General features: G+C 51.3%; 13 protein-coding genes, 1 tRNA gene and 1 other annotated feature. Of the genes, 4 read left to right on the top strand and 10 right to left on the bottom strand.

The genetic code is table 11. The features are described from left to right. Nucleotides 1-16: 16 nt before the first annotated feature. Nucleotides 17-412: a TIGR03618 family F420-dependent PPOX class oxidoreductase gene (locus OZ401_RS12410; RefSeq protein ID WP_341468558.1), complete on the bottom strand. Its 396-nt coding sequence runs from the start codon at nucleotides 410-412 to the stop codon at nucleotides 17-19. Nucleotides 413-552: 140 nt separating this feature from the next. On the opposite strand from OZ401_RS12410, the gene OZ401_RS12405 reads away from it, so the two are divergent. Next, on the top strand, nucleotides 553-909 hold the full coding sequence (locus tag OZ401_RS12405; RefSeq protein ID WP_341468557.1) for a VOC family protein: 357 nt from the start codon (nucleotides 553-555) through the stop codon (nucleotides 907-909). 4 nt (nucleotides 910-913) lie between these two features. On the opposite strand, the gene OZ401_RS12400 is transcribed toward OZ401_RS12405, so the two are convergent. The 4 genes from OZ401_RS12400 to pheS form a co-directional block, all read right to left on the bottom strand. Beyond that, nucleotides 914-1,399, bottom strand: coding sequence for an NUDIX hydrolase (locus OZ401_RS12400; RefSeq protein WP_341468556.1), 486 nt, complete (start codon nucleotides 1,397-1,399; stop codon nucleotides 914-916). Between the two features lie 86 nt (nucleotides 1,400-1,485). After that, complete coding sequence (pheT, locus tag OZ401_RS12395) at nucleotides 1,486-3,993, bottom strand: phenylalanine--tRNA ligase subunit beta (RefSeq protein WP_341468555.1); 2,508 nt, start codon at nucleotides 3,991-3,993, stop codon at nucleotides 1,486-1,488. A gap of 59 nt (nucleotides 3,994-4,052) precedes the next feature. Continuing rightward, the gene (locus OZ401_RS12390; protein WP_341468554.1) at nucleotides 4,053-4,811 is read right to left on the bottom strand and encodes a hypothetical protein; all 759 of its coding nucleotides are present in this window, start codon (nucleotides 4,809-4,811) and stop codon (nucleotides 4,053-4,055) included. Between the two features lie 21 nt (nucleotides 4,812-4,832). Then, a complete protein-coding gene (gene pheS, locus OZ401_RS12385) occupies nucleotides 4,833-5,864 on the bottom strand; it encodes a phenylalanine--tRNA ligase subunit alpha (protein ID WP_341468553.1) in 1,032 nt (343 codons plus the stop codon). A 54-nt stretch (nucleotides 5,865-5,918) separates the two neighbouring features. After that, nucleotides 5,919-6,189 (bottom strand) — a binding site (T-box leader). A gap of 212 nt (nucleotides 6,190-6,401) precedes the next feature. On the opposite strand from pheS, the gene OZ401_RS12380 reads away from it, so the two are divergent. Further along, the gene (locus tag OZ401_RS12380; RefSeq protein WP_341468552.1) at nucleotides 6,402-9,239 is read left to right on the top strand and encodes an nSTAND1 domain-containing NTPase; all 2,838 of its coding nucleotides are present in this window, start codon (nucleotides 6,402-6,404) and stop codon (nucleotides 9,237-9,239) included. 230 nt (nucleotides 9,240-9,469) lie between these two features. On the opposite strand, the gene OZ401_RS12375 is transcribed toward OZ401_RS12380, so the two are convergent. From OZ401_RS12375 to OZ401_RS12355, 5 genes are all read right to left on the bottom strand, one after another. Continuing rightward, complete coding sequence (locus OZ401_RS12375; protein WP_341468551.1) at nucleotides 9,470-10,435, bottom strand: TrmH family RNA methyltransferase; 966 nt, start codon at nucleotides 10,433-10,435, stop codon at nucleotides 9,470-9,472. A 71-nt stretch (nucleotides 10,436-10,506) separates the two neighbouring features. Next, nucleotides 10,507-10,890, bottom strand: coding sequence for a 50S ribosomal protein L20 (gene rplT / locus OZ401_RS12370; RefSeq protein ID WP_341468550.1), 384 nt, complete (start codon nucleotides 10,888-10,890; stop codon nucleotides 10,507-10,509). A 109-nt stretch (nucleotides 10,891-10,999) separates the two neighbouring features. Then, nucleotides 11,000-11,203: a 50S ribosomal protein L35 gene (gene rpmI, locus OZ401_RS12365; RefSeq protein ID WP_341468549.1), complete on the bottom strand. Its 204-nt coding sequence runs from the start codon at nucleotides 11,201-11,203 to the stop codon at nucleotides 11,000-11,002. A 137-nt stretch (nucleotides 11,204-11,340) separates the two neighbouring features. Continuing rightward, a complete protein-coding gene (locus tag OZ401_RS12360) occupies nucleotides 11,341-12,033 on the bottom strand; it encodes an ABC transporter ATP-binding protein (RefSeq protein ID WP_341468548.1) in 693 nt (230 codons plus the stop codon). 18 nt (nucleotides 12,034-12,051) lie between these two features. Beyond that, nucleotides 12,052-14,667, bottom strand: a complete 2,616-nt coding sequence (locus OZ401_RS12355; RefSeq protein WP_341468547.1) for an ABC transporter permease — start codon at nucleotides 14,665-14,667, stop codon at nucleotides 12,052-12,054. Nucleotides 14,668-14,819: 152 nt separating this feature from the next. Between OZ401_RS12355 and OZ401_RS12350 the strand changes: the two genes are divergently transcribed. Both OZ401_RS12350 and OZ401_RS12345 read left to right on the top strand, forming a co-directional pair. After that, nucleotides 14,820-14,893: transfer RNA gene (locus tag OZ401_RS12350), tRNA-Arg, on the top strand. Between the two features lie 70 nt (nucleotides 14,894-14,963). After that, complete coding sequence (locus tag OZ401_RS12345; RefSeq protein ID WP_341468546.1) at nucleotides 14,964-16,946, top strand: amidohydrolase family protein; 1,983 nt, start codon at nucleotides 14,964-14,966, stop codon at nucleotides 16,944-16,946. Nucleotides 16,947-16,950 lie beyond the last annotated feature (4 nt).

The raw sequence follows: 16,950 nt of genomic DNA, 5'->3' as shown, positions 1-16,950 counted from the left end.
AGCTGCTAACCTCCCCCTAAACCCCAGTACTCTTGAATTTTTTCACCTTGACTCTGACAATGGTACGCGGGTCATTTGGATTGTGATCCGGATAATCACGCCCAAAATATTTCTGGGAGAGTTTATCAATATGCTCCTCTGCGCCTTCTTCGGTTATTTCCATTACTTCACCTTGCACATTTATTTGGTGGTAAGGCATTGTAACATCGAAAATACTCAAAGCTATGTTTGGGTTATTACGTAAATTGCTGATCCATTTACGGCTACGTGCCCCATTTAACAAAATATCATCGCCATCTATATCAACCCAAATAGCAGTGGTGCGAGGGGTTCCATCCATGCTTATGGTAGCTACATTAACAAAATTAGGTCCTTCAAATAATTTGCGTTGCTCTGCTGAAAAGATCGACATTTTTAATTCCTCCGATAATAGATTAATACCACCTTTATTTTTACCCTATTTTTACAAAATATGGAAGTTAAACATAGTTATTGTTATATTGCGGATTGGTTTATAATACATCAGGTTATGGAAATGGAAAGGAGTTTGCGATGAGCCTTAAAATTGCCAACATTGTGCTGGATTGTGAAGATTCCGTAAAATTGGCAGAATTTTGGTCGCTTGCAACAGGTTGGGAGAAGCAAGGACCGTTTGGGCAATACATGCAACTGGTTAATCCCAATGAGGCTGAAGCGGGCATCTTATTGCAGCAAGTGTCAGAGAAAAAGACGCTCAAGAACCGTATGCATCTCGACTTTGGAGCGGGCGACCTCACCGGAATGCATGCTGAAGTAGCGCGACTCATCGCTTTAGGCGCTAAGAAAATTATCGAGCGCGCCGAATTGGGTATTGTGTGGACAGTGATGCAAGACCCCGAAGGTAACGAGTTTTGCGTGGCGGCGCATTGATGCCCTACAACCGCTCAAAACTCCAACTAACCATATGCCCATCCTTGTAAGGCATAAAGCCATGGAAAGGGCGCGTGTCGCCATCAAAGACCATTGGGAGAAACAGTCGATCGCTATCCCACAATGGCAAATCCAGAATAGCTGAAACTGGAACCCATTCCAACGTGCCTTCGTGGTTGCCTTCGTGCGGTTCACCGCTCCATTTATCAATCAGATAGATAAAGCCAAACCAATTTTCAGCGTGTTTGCCAAAACCGGGCCATGAGATTGTGCCGCGTAAGTTCAAGGCTTCCACATGGATGCCTGCTTCCTCGAAAATCTCGCGTTTCATCCCGCCTGTTACATGCTCGTTTGGCTCAAGCCGCCCGCCTAACCCGTTATATTTGCCGTAGTGGATATCGTCCGGGCGCTTGTTGCGATGAATCATCAATACCTGCGAACCATCGTGTGAGAGGATATAGCCCAGTGTAGCAAGTATGGGTGTGTACAATGTTATTAATCCTTGCGAATTAAAGATAGTATGGATAAGCAAGTGATGAGACGGAATTAAACTTCCGTCTCTTTGGGTTTAAAGTATTAACCTCGGAAAGTGGCTCCTACTTCTCGAGTCAAGCGCTTCTCGATTTTCTCGCGCAGTTTGTTGCCTTCTTCGTCGGTCAGGTTGCGTTCTTCCGGTTGGAATACCAGACGATACGCAAGGCTCTTTTTGCCTTCTGGAATGGGTTTGCCCCGATACAGGTCAAAGAGGGTGGCGCTTGCCAACAACTTACCGCCCGTTTCGAGAATCAGCTTTTCGATTCTGGAAGCGGGTACGTCCTCCTCCACTATAACCGCCAAATCTTGGGAAAGCATTGGCATGCGCGTAACGGTTTTGTAGGGTACAGGTTGCGCCAACTCTACCATCAGTTCAATGTCGAGTTCGGCAACTCCCACACGCTCTTCCGACAAATCGAAAGCCATCGCCACTTTGGGATGTAATTCACCCAGAATACCGATCTGCTTCTTTTCGCCTTTTACAGTAACGTAAATGGCTGCCGCCCGTCCCGGATGTAGCACTGGTGCTCCGCTTAATGGCTCAAAGGTGATGCCGTTCAGGTTCAGCCGAGTTAATGCTGCTTCCAACACCCCTTTCAGGTCAAAATAATCCAGTTTCTCGGTGTCTTTAACAGCGGTGAAGCGCGAAAGTGGATTGCGCTCTCCGCTCATCGCAATTGAGAGCGTCCTGCGTTCTTCCGGTTGCGGTTCGTTTTCTCTTACCAGATAAACACGCCCAATTTCAAAAATGGCGACACGGTTCACAAAGCGACGATTTTCACCCAGAACTGTTAGAGTAGAAGCCAACAAAGTAGGGCGCATATATTCGTGTTCGCTGCTCAACGGGTTTGCCAGCTTGAGTAATTTCGCCGGATCGCTCCAGCGGTTTTCCGCGCTAACCCCACCAGCATGCAGCTTTTCCAAATCTGCCAAGTTTACCAGCGGGTAAGTGATAATCTCACTCAAGCCGCAAGCGGTTAAAGTGTCACGCATTTTATCCTCAAAGGCGAGTACGCTATTGAAGGTTTGTACAGGTAGTTCCCCGCTCATGCGCTTTTCGGGGATTTTATCGTAGCCGTACATACGCGCCACTTCTTCCACCAAATCGGCTTTGATAGTCACGTCGTTGCGGTAGGTTGGCACGGTAACCGCAAGGCTATCGCCTTTATCCTCGATTACAAACTCTAGTTGTTCCAACATCTCGATGATAGTTTCTTTGGGAATCTCGATGCCTAGCACGCGCGGGATTTCCGAAATCGGTAAGTCCACCACTCGCTGAGGGTGTTTTACCGGGTGCTCATCAATCATTCCTTTAGCGACACGTCCACCCGCCAGTTGTTGAACTAGCTGAATAGAGCGGCGCACTCCTAGCACCGTCAGTTCAGGGTCAACGAAACGCTCGAAGCGTTTGGCAGCTTCACTGACTTTGGCAAAGTACCCGCGCCCGGTTGCCCGGACATTGAAAGAATCCCAGTGCGCCCCTTCCATCGCGATGTTTACGCTGGTATCCTTGATTTCGGAGTCAGCGCCACCCATGACACCCGCCATGCCTACGCTGCGTGCGGCATCCGTTACCAGCAAAACTTCGGGGGTGAAGGTGCGCTCTACGTGGTCAATCGTTTCCATTTTTTCGCCGGGGTATGCCCTCCGCACGATGAATTGCTTGCCGCTAATATCATCATAATCGTAGGCGTGCAGCGGTTGTCCAAGTTCAAGCATCACGTAGTTGGTAACATCCACCACGTTATTAATCACGGGCTGGTCGGTGGCGCGCAAACGATATTGCATCCATGCGGGGCTTTGCCCGATTTTTACGTCTTCGATTACCATCATGCTGAAACGAGAGCAAAGCTCTGGAGCGTCAATTCTGACCGAGATTTTCCCTTCTACGGGGTCGCCATCCTCTACGATTTCGATTTTAGGGAAGCGCACTTTCTGCCCAGTCATTGCTGCTATTTCACGCGCAATACCGAAGATGGATAGGGCGCGTCCTAGGTTCGGGCTGAGGTCGAGGTCAAGAATCACATCGCCTAGCACTTCTTCCAGTGACTTGCCCACCGGGGCGCTAGGGTCAAGTACCATAATCCCATCGAACTCTTCACTCACGCCCAGTTCCAGTTCGGCGCAGGCTACCGCATCGCTCTCTACGCCGCGCATTTTCCCCGCTTTAACGGTGAAGTATGGCAACTCACTGCGCTTGCGTTCTAGCGCGCCTTCCAGTGTTCCATCGGCATGTAGCTTATGCCCGTCAATCAGGCGTGCGCCGGGCAAAGCGAGCGGACATTTGTCGCCTGCTTTAAGGTTCATTGCTCCGGTAATTACCTGATAGGTGCGCGTTCCGTCGGTAATCTGCACCAGCCCTAGCCTGTCGGCGTTAGGATGCTTATCGGTTGAGAGTACCTCGCCTACTACAATTTTATCCCAGCCTGCTCCGGTGCGAATAACCGCTTCCACTTCCAGACCGCGCAGGGTCAAACCGGCAGCAATCTGCTCCGGTGTCCATACAATATCCACGTAATCTTTTAGCCAGCTAATCGGCGCTTTTATCATGGTCTGGTATTCTCCATTAATTATTTATCACGACATATCCCGCAAGATGGGAATTATTGTTATTCCACAACCCGTCCGCTTATCCAGAAGCTACCGGATACTATTCCACCGACTACCGGCTCGCCCTTTACCATTTCCGAGTCGGCTACTACATCTATCGTCATTGCCAGCGTTTTGATCGACATGTAGAGAAACTCATAGCCGCTATCAGGGTTAGTGCGAGTTTCCACCGCCTCAATGTGTCCAGCAAAAATGGCGGTGGCGGGTGGCGTTGTTTGCTCCCCTTCTGGGGGTTGTTGGTAAAGCCCGGTGGGGAAAAACGACTCTGCTGCGAATTTCCGCTGTCTGCTTTGCGAATTGTAATAGGTTTCTTCATCCCGGTAGCATTCCAACTGATGCGCGAAAGCCGCAAGCTGTAGTGTGACATAACCGGGGCATGCCAGATTTTCATATGCCAAATCGAGGTCAGGCACATCTACCACAAAAGGATAATCGCCCTGCTCTGGGTTCTGCTCGTCCGGGTTAGACCAGCAATGCAGGCTACCTTCGAGGGGCCATTCCTCATCTCGCCAGATTTTTGTAATTCCCACTTTTACCCGGCTGCTTCCGTGAAAATGAGGGTTACAGCCGATAATTTTCCCCTCTATGCTTGCGTCAAGCTGTGTCCAAACTTCTACGCCTTCGCCGGGGGCAAGCAAACTGTAATAGCCTAAGTTGGACTGAATTATTCCACCGTTCTTCGCAGAGCGTACGATTAGCGTATTCCAGTCTTCTTGATTTTCGAACCTGTATCCGATACATGCAAAATGGTCAGCCATTTGTCACCTACATGTTGATTTTTAAGCGAACTGTGACAGGAAGCGCAAATCATTGCGGTAGAACTGGCGAATATCATCAATACCGTACTTGAGCATAGAAATGCGCTCCGGTCCCATTCCGGCGGCGTATCCGCTATACACTTCCGGGTCAATGCCCACGTTGCGTAGCACTTGCGGGTGTATCATGCCCGCGCCCATAATTTCCAGCCAGCCGGTATATTTGCAAGAGCGGCAGCCTACTCCCTTGCATACGCCACAGTCAATCGAAAGGTCAACGCCCGGCTCTACATAGGGGAAGTAGTCGCAGCGGAAGCGCACCTTGCGTTCTTGCCCGAACAGGCGGCGTGCAAAGTCCGCCAGCGTTCCGCGCAGGTCTGCCAGCGTTACGTTTTTATCCACCACCATCAGTTCGCATTGGTAGAACATGAACTCGTGGGTGGCATCGGTGGCTTCGCTGCGGTAGCATTTGCCCGGCACAATAATGCGAATGGGCGGTTGCAGCTTTTCCGCCACGCGAATTTGGTTAGGTGAAGTGTGGGTACGCAGCAAGGTTGACTCGCTGAAATAGAAAGTATCGTGCATCGAGCGGGCGGGATGTCCGGGCGGCATATTTAGCAGCTCGAAGTTGTAATAATCCAGTTCCACTTCGGGTCCTTCGTAAACTTGAAAGCCCATTGCCGTGAAACTTTCGGTAATATCGCGCAGAGTCTTGTTGATGATATGGATGTAGCCGGGCGTAACCGGGCGACCGGGTAGCGTTACGTCCACCCTATCGCTGGCAAGGTTCGATTCGATGGCGGCTTCTTTCAAGACCACTGCTCGCTCATCCACTGCGCTTTCCAGCGCTACTTTCGCCGCGTTTACCGCCTGACCTACTGCCGGGCGTTCTTCCGCCGAAACTGCGCCCATACTCCGCAGGAAGCCGGTTAATTCGCCCTTCTTGCCGAGAAATTTTATACGCCATTCGTCAAGCCCGGTGAGGTCTGTTACCACCGCCAGTTCTTCCAGCGCGGTTTCCTTGACCCGGTTTATTTGCTCCTGCAACTGCGACATGTCGCCGATTCCTCCTGAGTTTATAAAATAAAAAAACCGTCCAGCCACCGCCCCAACAGGGACGCGGTAAACCGACAGCTTCCAAATGCGCTATCAGAAAATGCCACGCGGTACCACCCTGGTTGTTTTTCCCATTCTAAGGAAAAACCGCTCAAACGCTCGATAACGGGATGCTTCCGTGCCGGACTACTCACACAGCCTTGCTGCTTTTCACCCGCAAGCTCAGGAGTGAACTTCGGCGCGCCTACTCCGAAAAGGCTTTCAGTCTGCGACCTTTTCTCCCTGAAGGTTACGGCGGGCTTACTCTCTCCGTCTCAGCCTTATTGCTTTCAGCAAGCACAGCCATCTGTACCTACTTGCAAGTAGTAATTTTAGCCTAATTCACGCCATTTGTCCAGCGATTTTTTGGCGTTGAGGTTGATTTGGTAGGGGCGTGGCTCGACACACCCGGTTTTATTTCAAGTAGCGAATCTTTCCCCCTTTGGGTATAATTAAACCGTAGTTGCGTTACCGATAAACTTACACCGGAGTATGCTAATGCCAGAGCAGATACCACAGGTTAAGGTGTTTCTTTCATCGCCGGGTGATGTCAACGAAGAACGTAAATTGGCGTTGGACGTTCTGGCGAATCTGCCCAACCGCCCCTCTTTACGCGACAAGGTGAGTTTCCGCGCGGTGGCATGGGACAAGCTTGGCGCAGGTACGCCGATGATCGCCAGCAAGTCTCCGCAAGAAGCGATTGACGAGGGTTTGCCCAAACCGTCCAAGTGTGACATTGTGGTGGTAATCTTGTGGTCGCGCATGGGTACGCCCTTTAGCTATAAAGGCGTAGCATATCCTTCCGGCACGCACTATGAATTGCTGGACGCGCTGAGCAATCCCCAAACTTATACGCTCATCTATCATCGCACCGAGAAAAAGCTTTTTGATTTTGACGATGATAAAGGCATAGCGCAGTACAAGAAGGTGCAAGACTTTTTCAAGAGCGACATGTTCTACGACCCTGCTACCGGGTATATACAGCGTGGCGTGAATAGCTACGCCAGCCCTGCCGAGTTCAAGGAAAAGTTCGAGACCGACCTTGAAAGCCTTGTCCAGAAACTGCTAAAGCGTCCGCTTGTACCTGCTATTCCTGATTCCACGCCAGAAACAACGCCCCTTTTCACTTCTACTATATGGGATGGTTCGCCCTTTCCCGGCTTGGTCGCTTTCAAAAAGAAAGACGCGCCTATCTTCTTCGGGCGCGAACATGAGACCGATGCGCTGGTGCGAAAGGTGGCGGAGAGTCGCTTTGTGGCGGTGGTGGGCGCATCGGGCAGCGGTAAATCCTCGCTGGTGGGCGCGGGCTTGTTGCCTCGTTTGGAAACAGGCGCAATTCCCGGCAGCAAAGATTGGCGGGGGGTGCAGTTCACGCCCGGAAAAGAACCGTTTGAGGCGTTGTTTGATGCCTTTCTGAATACCTTCGAGTCGTTACGCCCGCATCCGCTTGATTATCCCGACAAGAAGAGAACCTTTATTGAGAATGTACGGCGCGAACCTGCCTATCTCGGCGAAATACTCAAGGCTTCATTGGACACGGTAAAAGCGCCGGAATGGGCGGAAACGCTGCTGTTCATTGACCAATTTGAGGAACTGTTCACGCTGGCAAAACAAGATGCGATAGAACCGTTTACCGCTATGCTAGGCGCACTGGCAAAGCATCCGCGCTTGCGGGTGGTAGCCACGCTACGGCACGATTTTGTGCATCGCGCCATCGAAATCCCCATAATGGCGGAACTGCTGCGACCGGGCTTTTTCAGCCTAGCCGCGCCTACCGCTGCCGCCTTGTCCCAAATGATAGAGCGTCCGGCGGAAATGGCGGGACTGGCATTTGAGGGAGGCTTGCCCACGCTGATTCTGCACGACACGGGCAGCGCTGCCGGGTCGTTGGCGTTGCTGGCGTACTTGCTGGACGAGTTGTATAAGGTGGCGGTGAAGCGCGACCATTGCCTGACCTATGCGGATTACGAGGGGTTGGGCGGGGTAGCGGGGGCAATCGGCAAGCGGGCTGAGCAAGTTTTTGCGCAGCTACCGGGAGAGGAAGAAGCCAAAAAGCGGCTGTTGGGACGGGTCTTTCGGGAGTTGGTGGCGGTCAACGAAGTAGAGGGGCAGTTTGCTGCCACGCGCCAGCGCGTTGAGCATGCCTGTTTCGGGACAGCGGAATTGGAACTGGTGGAAGCCTTCACGCAGGCGCGGTTGCTGGTGATGGATGAAACACAAGTGGAGGTGGCGCACGAGGCGTTATTCCGAAACTGGAAACGGCTGCGGCAATGGCTGGAGGAGGTGCAGGAAGATTTAATCCTCAAACGGCAGGTGAAAAGCGCGGCGGCAGAATGGTTAAAGCGGGGCAAACCCGACTCGTGGCGTTGGCAGCAAGAGCGGTTGCTGCTGGTGTACGAGATGAAGCAGCGTTTGGAGTGGAAGCCGGAGGTGTTGGAAGAAGAATTCATTGAGCCTGAGCAGGCGCGACTGCTGCGGGAAATAACCCTACTGCAAACTACACATGCGCGGAGACGAGAGATAGGAGATAGGCTGAACATAATCGGGGATACTCGGCGAGGGATAGGCACGCCCGAAATAGCGTGGCTGCCTGTTGCGCCGGGCGGGGAAGTGGAAATAGAAAAGGCTACTTTCAAGGTAGCGCCGTTCTACATCGGGCAATATCAGATAACCTATGGGCAGTATGAAGCCTTTGTGAAAGCGGGGGATGGCTACCAGAACCGGGAGTGGTGGGCAGGATTTCCGAAGGATTACCAACCGCAAAAGCTGGCTGAACAGCGCACCAAAACGTGGAATAACCCGCGCGATACAATCTCTTGGTATCAGGCGGTGGCATATGGGCGGTGGTTGAACAAACGGATGCGGGGCTTACAATTGGGCAATCCGGGAAATGCGCAGGGTACGCCCTTGGTGGTGGGTGAAAACGCGCAGATACGGCTGCCTACGGAATGGGAATGGCAGTGGGCGGCGCAGGGGGGCGCGGAAGCGCGGGAGTACCCATGGGGCGAGGAGTGGCGAGAAGGCTATGCCAATACCGCAGAGGCGGGGCTGAACCGGGCGGTGGGCGTGGGCATGTACCCGCAAGGGGCGGCGAAATGCGGGGCGTTGGATATGAGCGGAAACTTGTGGGAGTGGTGCTTGAACAAGTATGGGAAGCCTTCGGAAGTGGTGGTGGATGGTAGCGGAGATAGTCGAGTGCTGCGGGGCGGCTCTGACGGCAGCAATCAGGCTAATGCGTCCTGCGTGTACCGCAACCTCTTCAACCCTTACAACGATTTCCTCAATTATGGTTTTCGGGTGGTGGTTTGTGCCCCTATGCGCCACTCTGAACTCTGAATCCTCTGATCTCTGAGCCTCTGGCGCTCTTTCCTCTAAATTAACCCAAAAATCTGGGGAGAGGGTAAGGTCAAGGGGGTAAGGAGTAAAGGGAATTCCGTACGCGCGAAGCGCCGCCCGAAAATTGGGGGGTTGGGGCTGGACACGCCCGCGTGGGGTGGCGGGGATGGGTGCAACGGCATGAAGGGCGGTTCACGAACCGCCCCTACGGGTTAAAACGAATCGGGAAATTAATTGGTTTGTTGTCGCAACGCCTCGAAGATGATGAGGCTGGCGGCGATAGAGGCATTGAGCGATTCTGCGCCACCGGGCATGGGGATGTGCAGAAGGCTATTGGCGGCTTTCCAACCATCCGCGCTAGGTCCGTGCGCCTCGTTGCCGATGATTATGGCGGTCGGCTGATTCCAATCCACCTCGTACAAGCTCACGCCCGGCAACGCGCGATAGCTCGCCCGCGATTCGCCCCCTTCGGAGATTTCGCCTTCTGCCAATAACACCTGCTTAATACCCAAATTCTTGAGCTGCTTTACTAAATCAGCCCATTTCTGGTCGAACCGGGTAGGCACATGAAAATGTGCGCCCATTCCGGCGCGTACCGCTTTGGGCGAATAGAAATCCACCGAGCTTTCGGTGAGCCAAACCGCCGCATTGCCGCTTGCCCATGCCGAGCGCAACACCGTACCGAGATTGCCGGGGTCTTGCAAGCCATCGAGAATCAGGTGCAGCTTTTTCGCGGCGAACTGCTCATCTTCCCATGTCAGGAAAGGGATGGCGGCGGCTACTCCCTGCGGGGTTACGGTATCGGAAGCCGCTGCGATTATTCTTTCTGTAACCGGGTACGCGCCCTTTTTTTGCTCCACCATTTCGCTCAGGTCGAACAATAAGCTGCGCCCCGACTCGGTTTTGCGAAGCGAATCCGGCTCAAACAGGGTGAAGGTAGGGGCGATTGCCGCTTTCAAGGCTTCTTTAACCAGCCTGACCCCTTCAATCAGGAAGTGGCGCGAGGCGTAGCGTTCCTTTTTGTTGAGCAGCAAGCGCACAAACTTTGCCTTGTCATTTTCAAGGCTGGTGATAAAACCGCTCTGGGACAACTCAATTTCCGGTTCGGGCTGGGGCTGCGGTTTCTTGAAGTCACTTTTAGGAGGGGCGCTCTTTCTGGCTGAACCAAATGGCGCGGGTCGGCGTTTTTCGGGCATAAAACCTGCTCAAATTTATAAGGGCGGTTTCACACCGCCCCTGTAGTTTCTTACTTCTATAATTATTGCGCTTAAGCGGATTTGGCTACTGCTACGGGCGCAGTTTGGTTTTTTCTGGCAAGCTCCACGATTTCCTTGAAGGCTTCCGGATCATTTACTGCCAATTCTGCCAGCATCTTGCGGTCAACCTCTACTCCGGCTTTGGTCAAACCTTCAATCAAGCGATTGTAGGGCAAACCCAGTTCGCGGGAAGCGGCGTTGATACGCTGAATCCATAGCGCGCGCATATCACGTTTGCGCGTTTGTCGGTCGCGATAGGCGTAAGCAAGGGCTTTCATGCCTATCTGCTTTGCCATCCTATACTGTCTGCTGCGTGCGCCGCGGAAACCTTTCGCTGCTTTTAGAATCTTATCGTGCCTGCGTCGGGTCGCTGCGCCGTTTGTTGCTCTGGGCATTTATAATACCTCCATAAATTGACCGTCAAGGTCAAATTCTAATCCCCTAAAACCCGGTGAGGGTGGTCTGGCACGGGCGCAGCCAGCCGGGGGTAACCAGAAATTCTAACTAATCAAGACCGTAGGGTAGCGCCTTCACAACATGTTTACTAAGCGCGGGATTCATCACGAGGGATTTATCCGCCAAATATTTGTTACGCTTAGCGCGCTTTGCCCGGAAGTGATAGCGACCTACTTTAGGGGTCATCACCTTCCCGGTTGCGCTCAGTTTGAAGCGCTTTGCCGCACCCTTATGGGTTTTGAGCTTGGTCATTTGCGCTTTGTCCTTTCAGTGAGCTTGCTCAGTGAGCTTGCCAGAAACATCTTTACATGATAATGCGCCGAACCAATAAGTTCCAGCGCATTGCACGAATAGCAATAATAACATGGACGGCTAATTAATTCAAATTTTTAGCTCTGCATCACGCTCGTCTCGATGAATTGCCCGTCTTTCATGTGCAACACCCGGTCGGCGCGTGCTGCCACTTTGGGGTCGTGCGTAACCAAAATAACCGTCAAACCCAATTCATCCCGCAGTTTGAAAATTAATTCCAGAATCTCCTGTCCGCGTTCGCTATCGAGGTTTCCGGTAGGCTCATCTCCCAACAAGATGGCGGGTTGATTGGCAAGGGCGCGGGCAATGGCTACTCGCTGCTGCTCACCGCCGGATAATTCTTTAGGCTTGTGCTTCAAGCGATGCCCAAGCCCCACCAATGTTAGCAACTCGGCGGCGCGTTTTTCGGGCTGGAAGCGGCTTTTATCGTCAAATTGCACCGGCAGCGCCACATTTTCCAATGCGGTCAACGTAGGGACAAGGTTAAAGAACTGAAAAACAAAACCAATAGTGCGGTTGCGCACGTCCGCCAGTTTGTCTTCGGAAAGTCGGCTGAGTTCTTGCCCGGCAACCGTAATTGAGCCACTGGTAGCGGTATCCAGCCCCCCGATTAAGCCCAACAGCGTAGTTTTGCCGCAACCGCTAGGTCCTACAATTGCCACCACTTCGCCCTGCTCTACTTTTAGGTTTACTCCCCTTAAAATACTGAGCTTTTCGCGTCCCATTGGGAGTTCTTTTACCAGATTTTGCGCCTCTAGTATGGTCGGCATATTTATCCTTTCAAGCTGTTATTCATATCGCAAAACTACCAGCGGTTTTTCTTGCACTGCGCCCCACGCGCTGATTAATGTAGCTACCAACGCCAAGCCGATGCTTAGCAGCATGAGAAGCGCCGCAACTCCCGGCGACCATGTAAAGGTTATCGCGCTTGCGCCCCGCCCATCTGAGGGTGAGGAAAAGGTGTTAACACCTAGCGCCAGTAGGATGCCTGCGCCTATCCCGATCAAGCCACCCAAAAAGCCTACCAAACCGCTTTCCCACAGCAGGATACTCATAACCCGCCTGCGCTTTGCGCCTACCGCTTTAAGCACGCCGATTTCGGTGCGCCGTTCCAGCACAGCCAGCGCCACATTGTTCGCTACCAATATTGCCCCACTGAACAGGCTCAGCAGACTTAGAATTAAGGGAAACGCCAAAATTTGGTCGAGAAGCCGATTAAAGGTATCTATCAGATCGTCCAAATCTAGCACCGTTGGCACAATAGCTTGCGCGTTCTGAAGCGCGGCTTGCTTGAAGGGGCGATCTATGAGCATATAGTAGAGGGTAAAGGGTGTGCCCAGTTTGGCTACCACATTATACGGGACAACATAGCTGTCCTCAAAATTTACAAAAGAGGTAAATTCTTCGGCAATACCTACCACTTCAAGTTCGGTAGTTTGGCTGGTTTGCCCTGTAGTGGATTGAGGTCGCACCGTTAGCTTGTCACCCGTTTTGAGTCCAAGCGCATCGGCAGTATTTTTGTAGAGTAAAATCACGTTCTGATCGGCATCTTCGGGGGTAAGGTTACGTCCAGCCGCAATTTTCTGGGTAGCGGTGTTTCCGGTAGATTCCCCGTTTATGTAAGCTCGCCCATCTAGGGTAATAGTAATGCGACCACCCGATGGGGTGCTGCCGTTTATCGCTTCAAGTCTTACGCTGGCAAAATTGCTTGGAAAGACTTTTTGCATGCCTTGTATTTGTTTGAGGCTGGCAATATTGTTAGCGGTAATTTCGGGGGTGTTACCGCCTGCCAGTAGCCCGGTAAAACCGATAGTGTTATAGCCTAACTGAATGTCGAAAGCCTCTCGGATGGAGGATTTCACGCTGTCAGCCACAAAGGTAATAAAGCTGATGAAGAATAACCCCACTACCATGACCATTACGGTGGTAGCAGTGCGCCCCCTATTGCGGCTGAAACTACGCACCGCCATTTTGATAGCAGGGTTGCGAGGCGTAGGCAACAAACCGAACAACAGAATTATGAGCCATAGCACTCCCACTAACACCGCCATCAATAACAGCGTGATAAAGGCGATTATCACTCCCAACACGAGGTTTTTAATCAAAACACCCGCGATGATTCCTAGCGCAAGAGTCATTAATAGTAGGATGATGAAGCCCGGAATACCGCCGATGCGTGGCACCATCGTAGATTGAGCGCGTAGCACTACCGCCGGGCGTACTCTGGCAGCGGCATAACTCGGCAGGAAGCCAAAGACTCCCGATGTGATTACGCCCACCAACATACCTATAATTATAGGTCCCGGGTAGAGCGACCAAACCAGCGGGCGGGCAAAGAAGCCCTCGGCTACTCCTTTTATGCCAAGTCCTAGCAACTCACCCAAAATAACGCCCAATAGGCTGCCCATTATGCCTAGAAATAAGGCTTCCAGCGTAAAGATGAAAAGGGTCTGGCGCGTTTTCAAGCCAAGCGCTTTTACGGTAGCGATTTCGGTGGTGCGCCGCCCGATAACCACCAGCATGGTATTGATTACCCCGATGCCACCTACGAGCAACGATAGCAACCCGATATAGGACAGAAAATCTTGGGTAATACTGATGCCTTTGGTTAGCTGGCTCTGGATTTCGTAAGCAGTATCGCCTCTAAAGCGCGTCCCGCTAGTCAGGGTTTGTTTGGCAGAGTCTAATACTTTGTCGCTAGAAGTTTTAACGAAGACTTGGGAGGGTAAATTGTCGGCAGCGTCATACATACTGGCGGAAGTTGGTATAGATGTAATCATAAAGCCGAAGAATTGCCCCGGCCCAAAGATTACCCCTGGCAATACAATATTACTCTCCCCAACCACTTTGAGCTTGATATTTTGCCCGTTGCTCCCAGAAGCTTCCAAATCCTGTCCGAGCTTTAGTCCGAGCTTTTCCCATAGGTTTTTACTGACCACTACCGTACCGGGTTGCCCAATTAGCTCACGTAGATTTTTACCTTTTGGCTCTATTATTTCAAAATTGCCGTAGAGCGGATAGGTAGCCGGATCAACCGCGTATAGCGTGGGTGGAAAGCTGAAATAGTTGCGCAAACGGATAGTGCTTTGCACAATCAGGGGAGACCATTCTGTTATTACACCATCGGATTTAAATTTATTTAATCTATCTTGATCATCGGTGGTAAATACCCGGTTAGTGTTGGTATTGGTGCCGCGAGAGTTAGCTATTCGTAGAACAATATCGCCCCCTGCCTGAGCTTTGGTATCGCCCGTCAGCGTATCCTGAATACTGCTGCCCAGTACCTGTAACGCTACCAATGCTGCTACGCCAACCGCTACACACAAGATAGCAAAAAAGCTGCGTTGCCCTCCACGCAATACCGAACGCCAAGCATAGGTAAAATAAAATTTAAAGCGTTTCAATGTCTCACCAATCCTTAAATTGTGACTATTCTAAGCGCACGCTATGTAGTATTATACACATGTAGAAAGGCAAAAGTTTCAGAAGCTTTCAAGGTTTGACAAACAAGGTGCTAGGTCTTATAATTATCACCTGTAAAAAGCTACAAAATTATGCGCGTGTAGCTCAGTTGGATAGAGCGTTTGGTTGCGGACCAAAAGGTCAGGGGTTCAAGTCCCTTCACGCGTATCAGCAAAATAAGAAATCCTTAACCGCCTATTTGGGCGGTTTTTTTTATTCATAAGCAAAGGAAGGAAAAATGGAAAAGGCTGATTATATATTGGCGGGTGGCACAGTAGTGCTGATGGATGAAGCCCGCACCGTAATTGAAGATGGCTCTATTGCAGTAAAAGAAGATAAAATTCTGGCAGTTGGCACTACCGCAGCTATAGCAGCACAGTACGATGCCGTTGAAGTTGTAGATTGTAGCGGTCAGGCGATAATTCCCGGTTTGATAAATGCCCATACCCACGTGCCTATGACTTTGCTGCGTGGCTTAGCCGATGACTTGCGGCTAGATGTGTGGCTGATGGGTTACATGATGCCAGTAGAACGCGAATTTGTTAACCCAGAATTTGTAAGATTGGGGACAAAACTGGCGTGCGCGGAAATGATTAAAACCGGTACTACCTGTTTTAACGAAATGTACTATTTTGAAGAAGAAATAGCTGCTGCTACTGCTGAGGCAGGCATGCGCGGAGTGCTGGCTCAGAGCGTTATGAAGTATCCTAGCCCCGACTCGGCGAGTTATGAAGATGCGTTGGCACGCACCCGCGAATATATCCAGCAATGGAAAGGACATCCCCTGATTGTCCCGGCGGTTGGTCCGCATTCTCCCTATACCTGCCCACCTGAAGTTTTGCGAGCTTGTTCTGCGCTGGCGCAGGAATTTGATGTACCTCTACATATTCACATTTCCGAAACCGCGCTCGAAGTTGAAAATATGCGCAAGGAAAATAATATGCCGGTGGTTCCTTGGATTAAGAAGCAGAACATACTGGATGCCAAAGTTATCGCCGCGCATTGTGTACATATAGATGAAGGTGAGATACGTACCCTTAAACATGCGGGGGCAGGTGTGGCACACAACCCCACCAGTAATCTGAAACTTGCCAGCGGTGTTGCGCCTATCGTTGCAATGCTTAATATCGGGGTAAACGTGGGCATCGGTACCGATGGACCTGCCAGCAATAACGATTTGGATATGTTCGAGGAAATGCGCCTTGCCGCCTTACTGGCTAAAGGCTTTTCCGGCGATCCCACCGCCTTGCCTGCCGCCGAAGCTTTTGCAATGGCTACTATCTACGGAGCGCGTGCCATACACATGGGTGATATTATCGGCTCACTTGAACCGGGAAAACGTGCCGATATTGTGGTTGTCGATCTCAGCACGTTACACAACACTCCACGTTTCCAGCGCAGCCCTGACGCGATTTACTCGCAATTGGTTTATGTCAGCAAAGGTAGCGATGTATCTCACGTGATTTGTAACGGGCGTTGGTTGCTGCGTAATCGCAAACTTTTGACGCTGGATGAAGCCGAACTATCCCGCGAATCGGCGCTGGTAGCGCAGAAAATCGACAAGTTTTTGCTGGCGCGTGAGGGCGATATTGTACGTAAATTGCTGGCATTGGGCGGCTTAAGCCAAGAGGAGAGCTTCGAGGTACAGGTCAAGGCACATCTGGATGATCTGACGATGGTTGAGAAATTCCTGCACGACCCTGAGCTAACGATAATGAAATCTTCACGCTATCGCCAGTACGATACCTATTTCTCTTTTGATTTGGCAGGACAGGGGCAATTACGTATCCGTGAGGATATTTATCTCGATGAATTTGATCGCCCCACCCCGCGTAGTCGCTATCGCCTTACTCTAACAGGGGAAGCCTCCGAACATGAGTATCCGCTTGGGGTAATTTTGAGTCGCGCTCGCTTTACCGCTTCTGCCGAACAATCGGTACGCTTTTATCGTGAATATTTGAACCCTTCCGAAGAGCGTGAAATCGTCAAATTGCGGCGCAGACATCGCTTCCTTTTCCACGATACCCAGTTTGCGATTAATATAGATCGTCTTACTGCGCCTGAGCGACCCGGATATTATGTGGAAATCAAAAGCCGCACATGGTCGAGCCGCGACGCTGAAAATAAAGCCGACTTTATTGTAGAGCTATTGGCTAAACTGGGGATTGCAGAAAGCCACTTGTTAAAAGCCGAGTATTATTCGCTGGCTACGAGAGAGTAACCCT

It is taken from the genome of Candidatus Chlorohelix allophototropha (genome assembly GCF_030389965.1).
Classification (GTDB): Bacteria; Chloroflexota; Chloroflexia; order Chloroheliales; family Chloroheliaceae; genus Chlorohelix; species Chlorohelix allophototropha.
The sequence above is the reverse complement of the archived record's forward strand: the minus strand, read 5'-3'. Positions and strand labels throughout refer to the sequence as shown.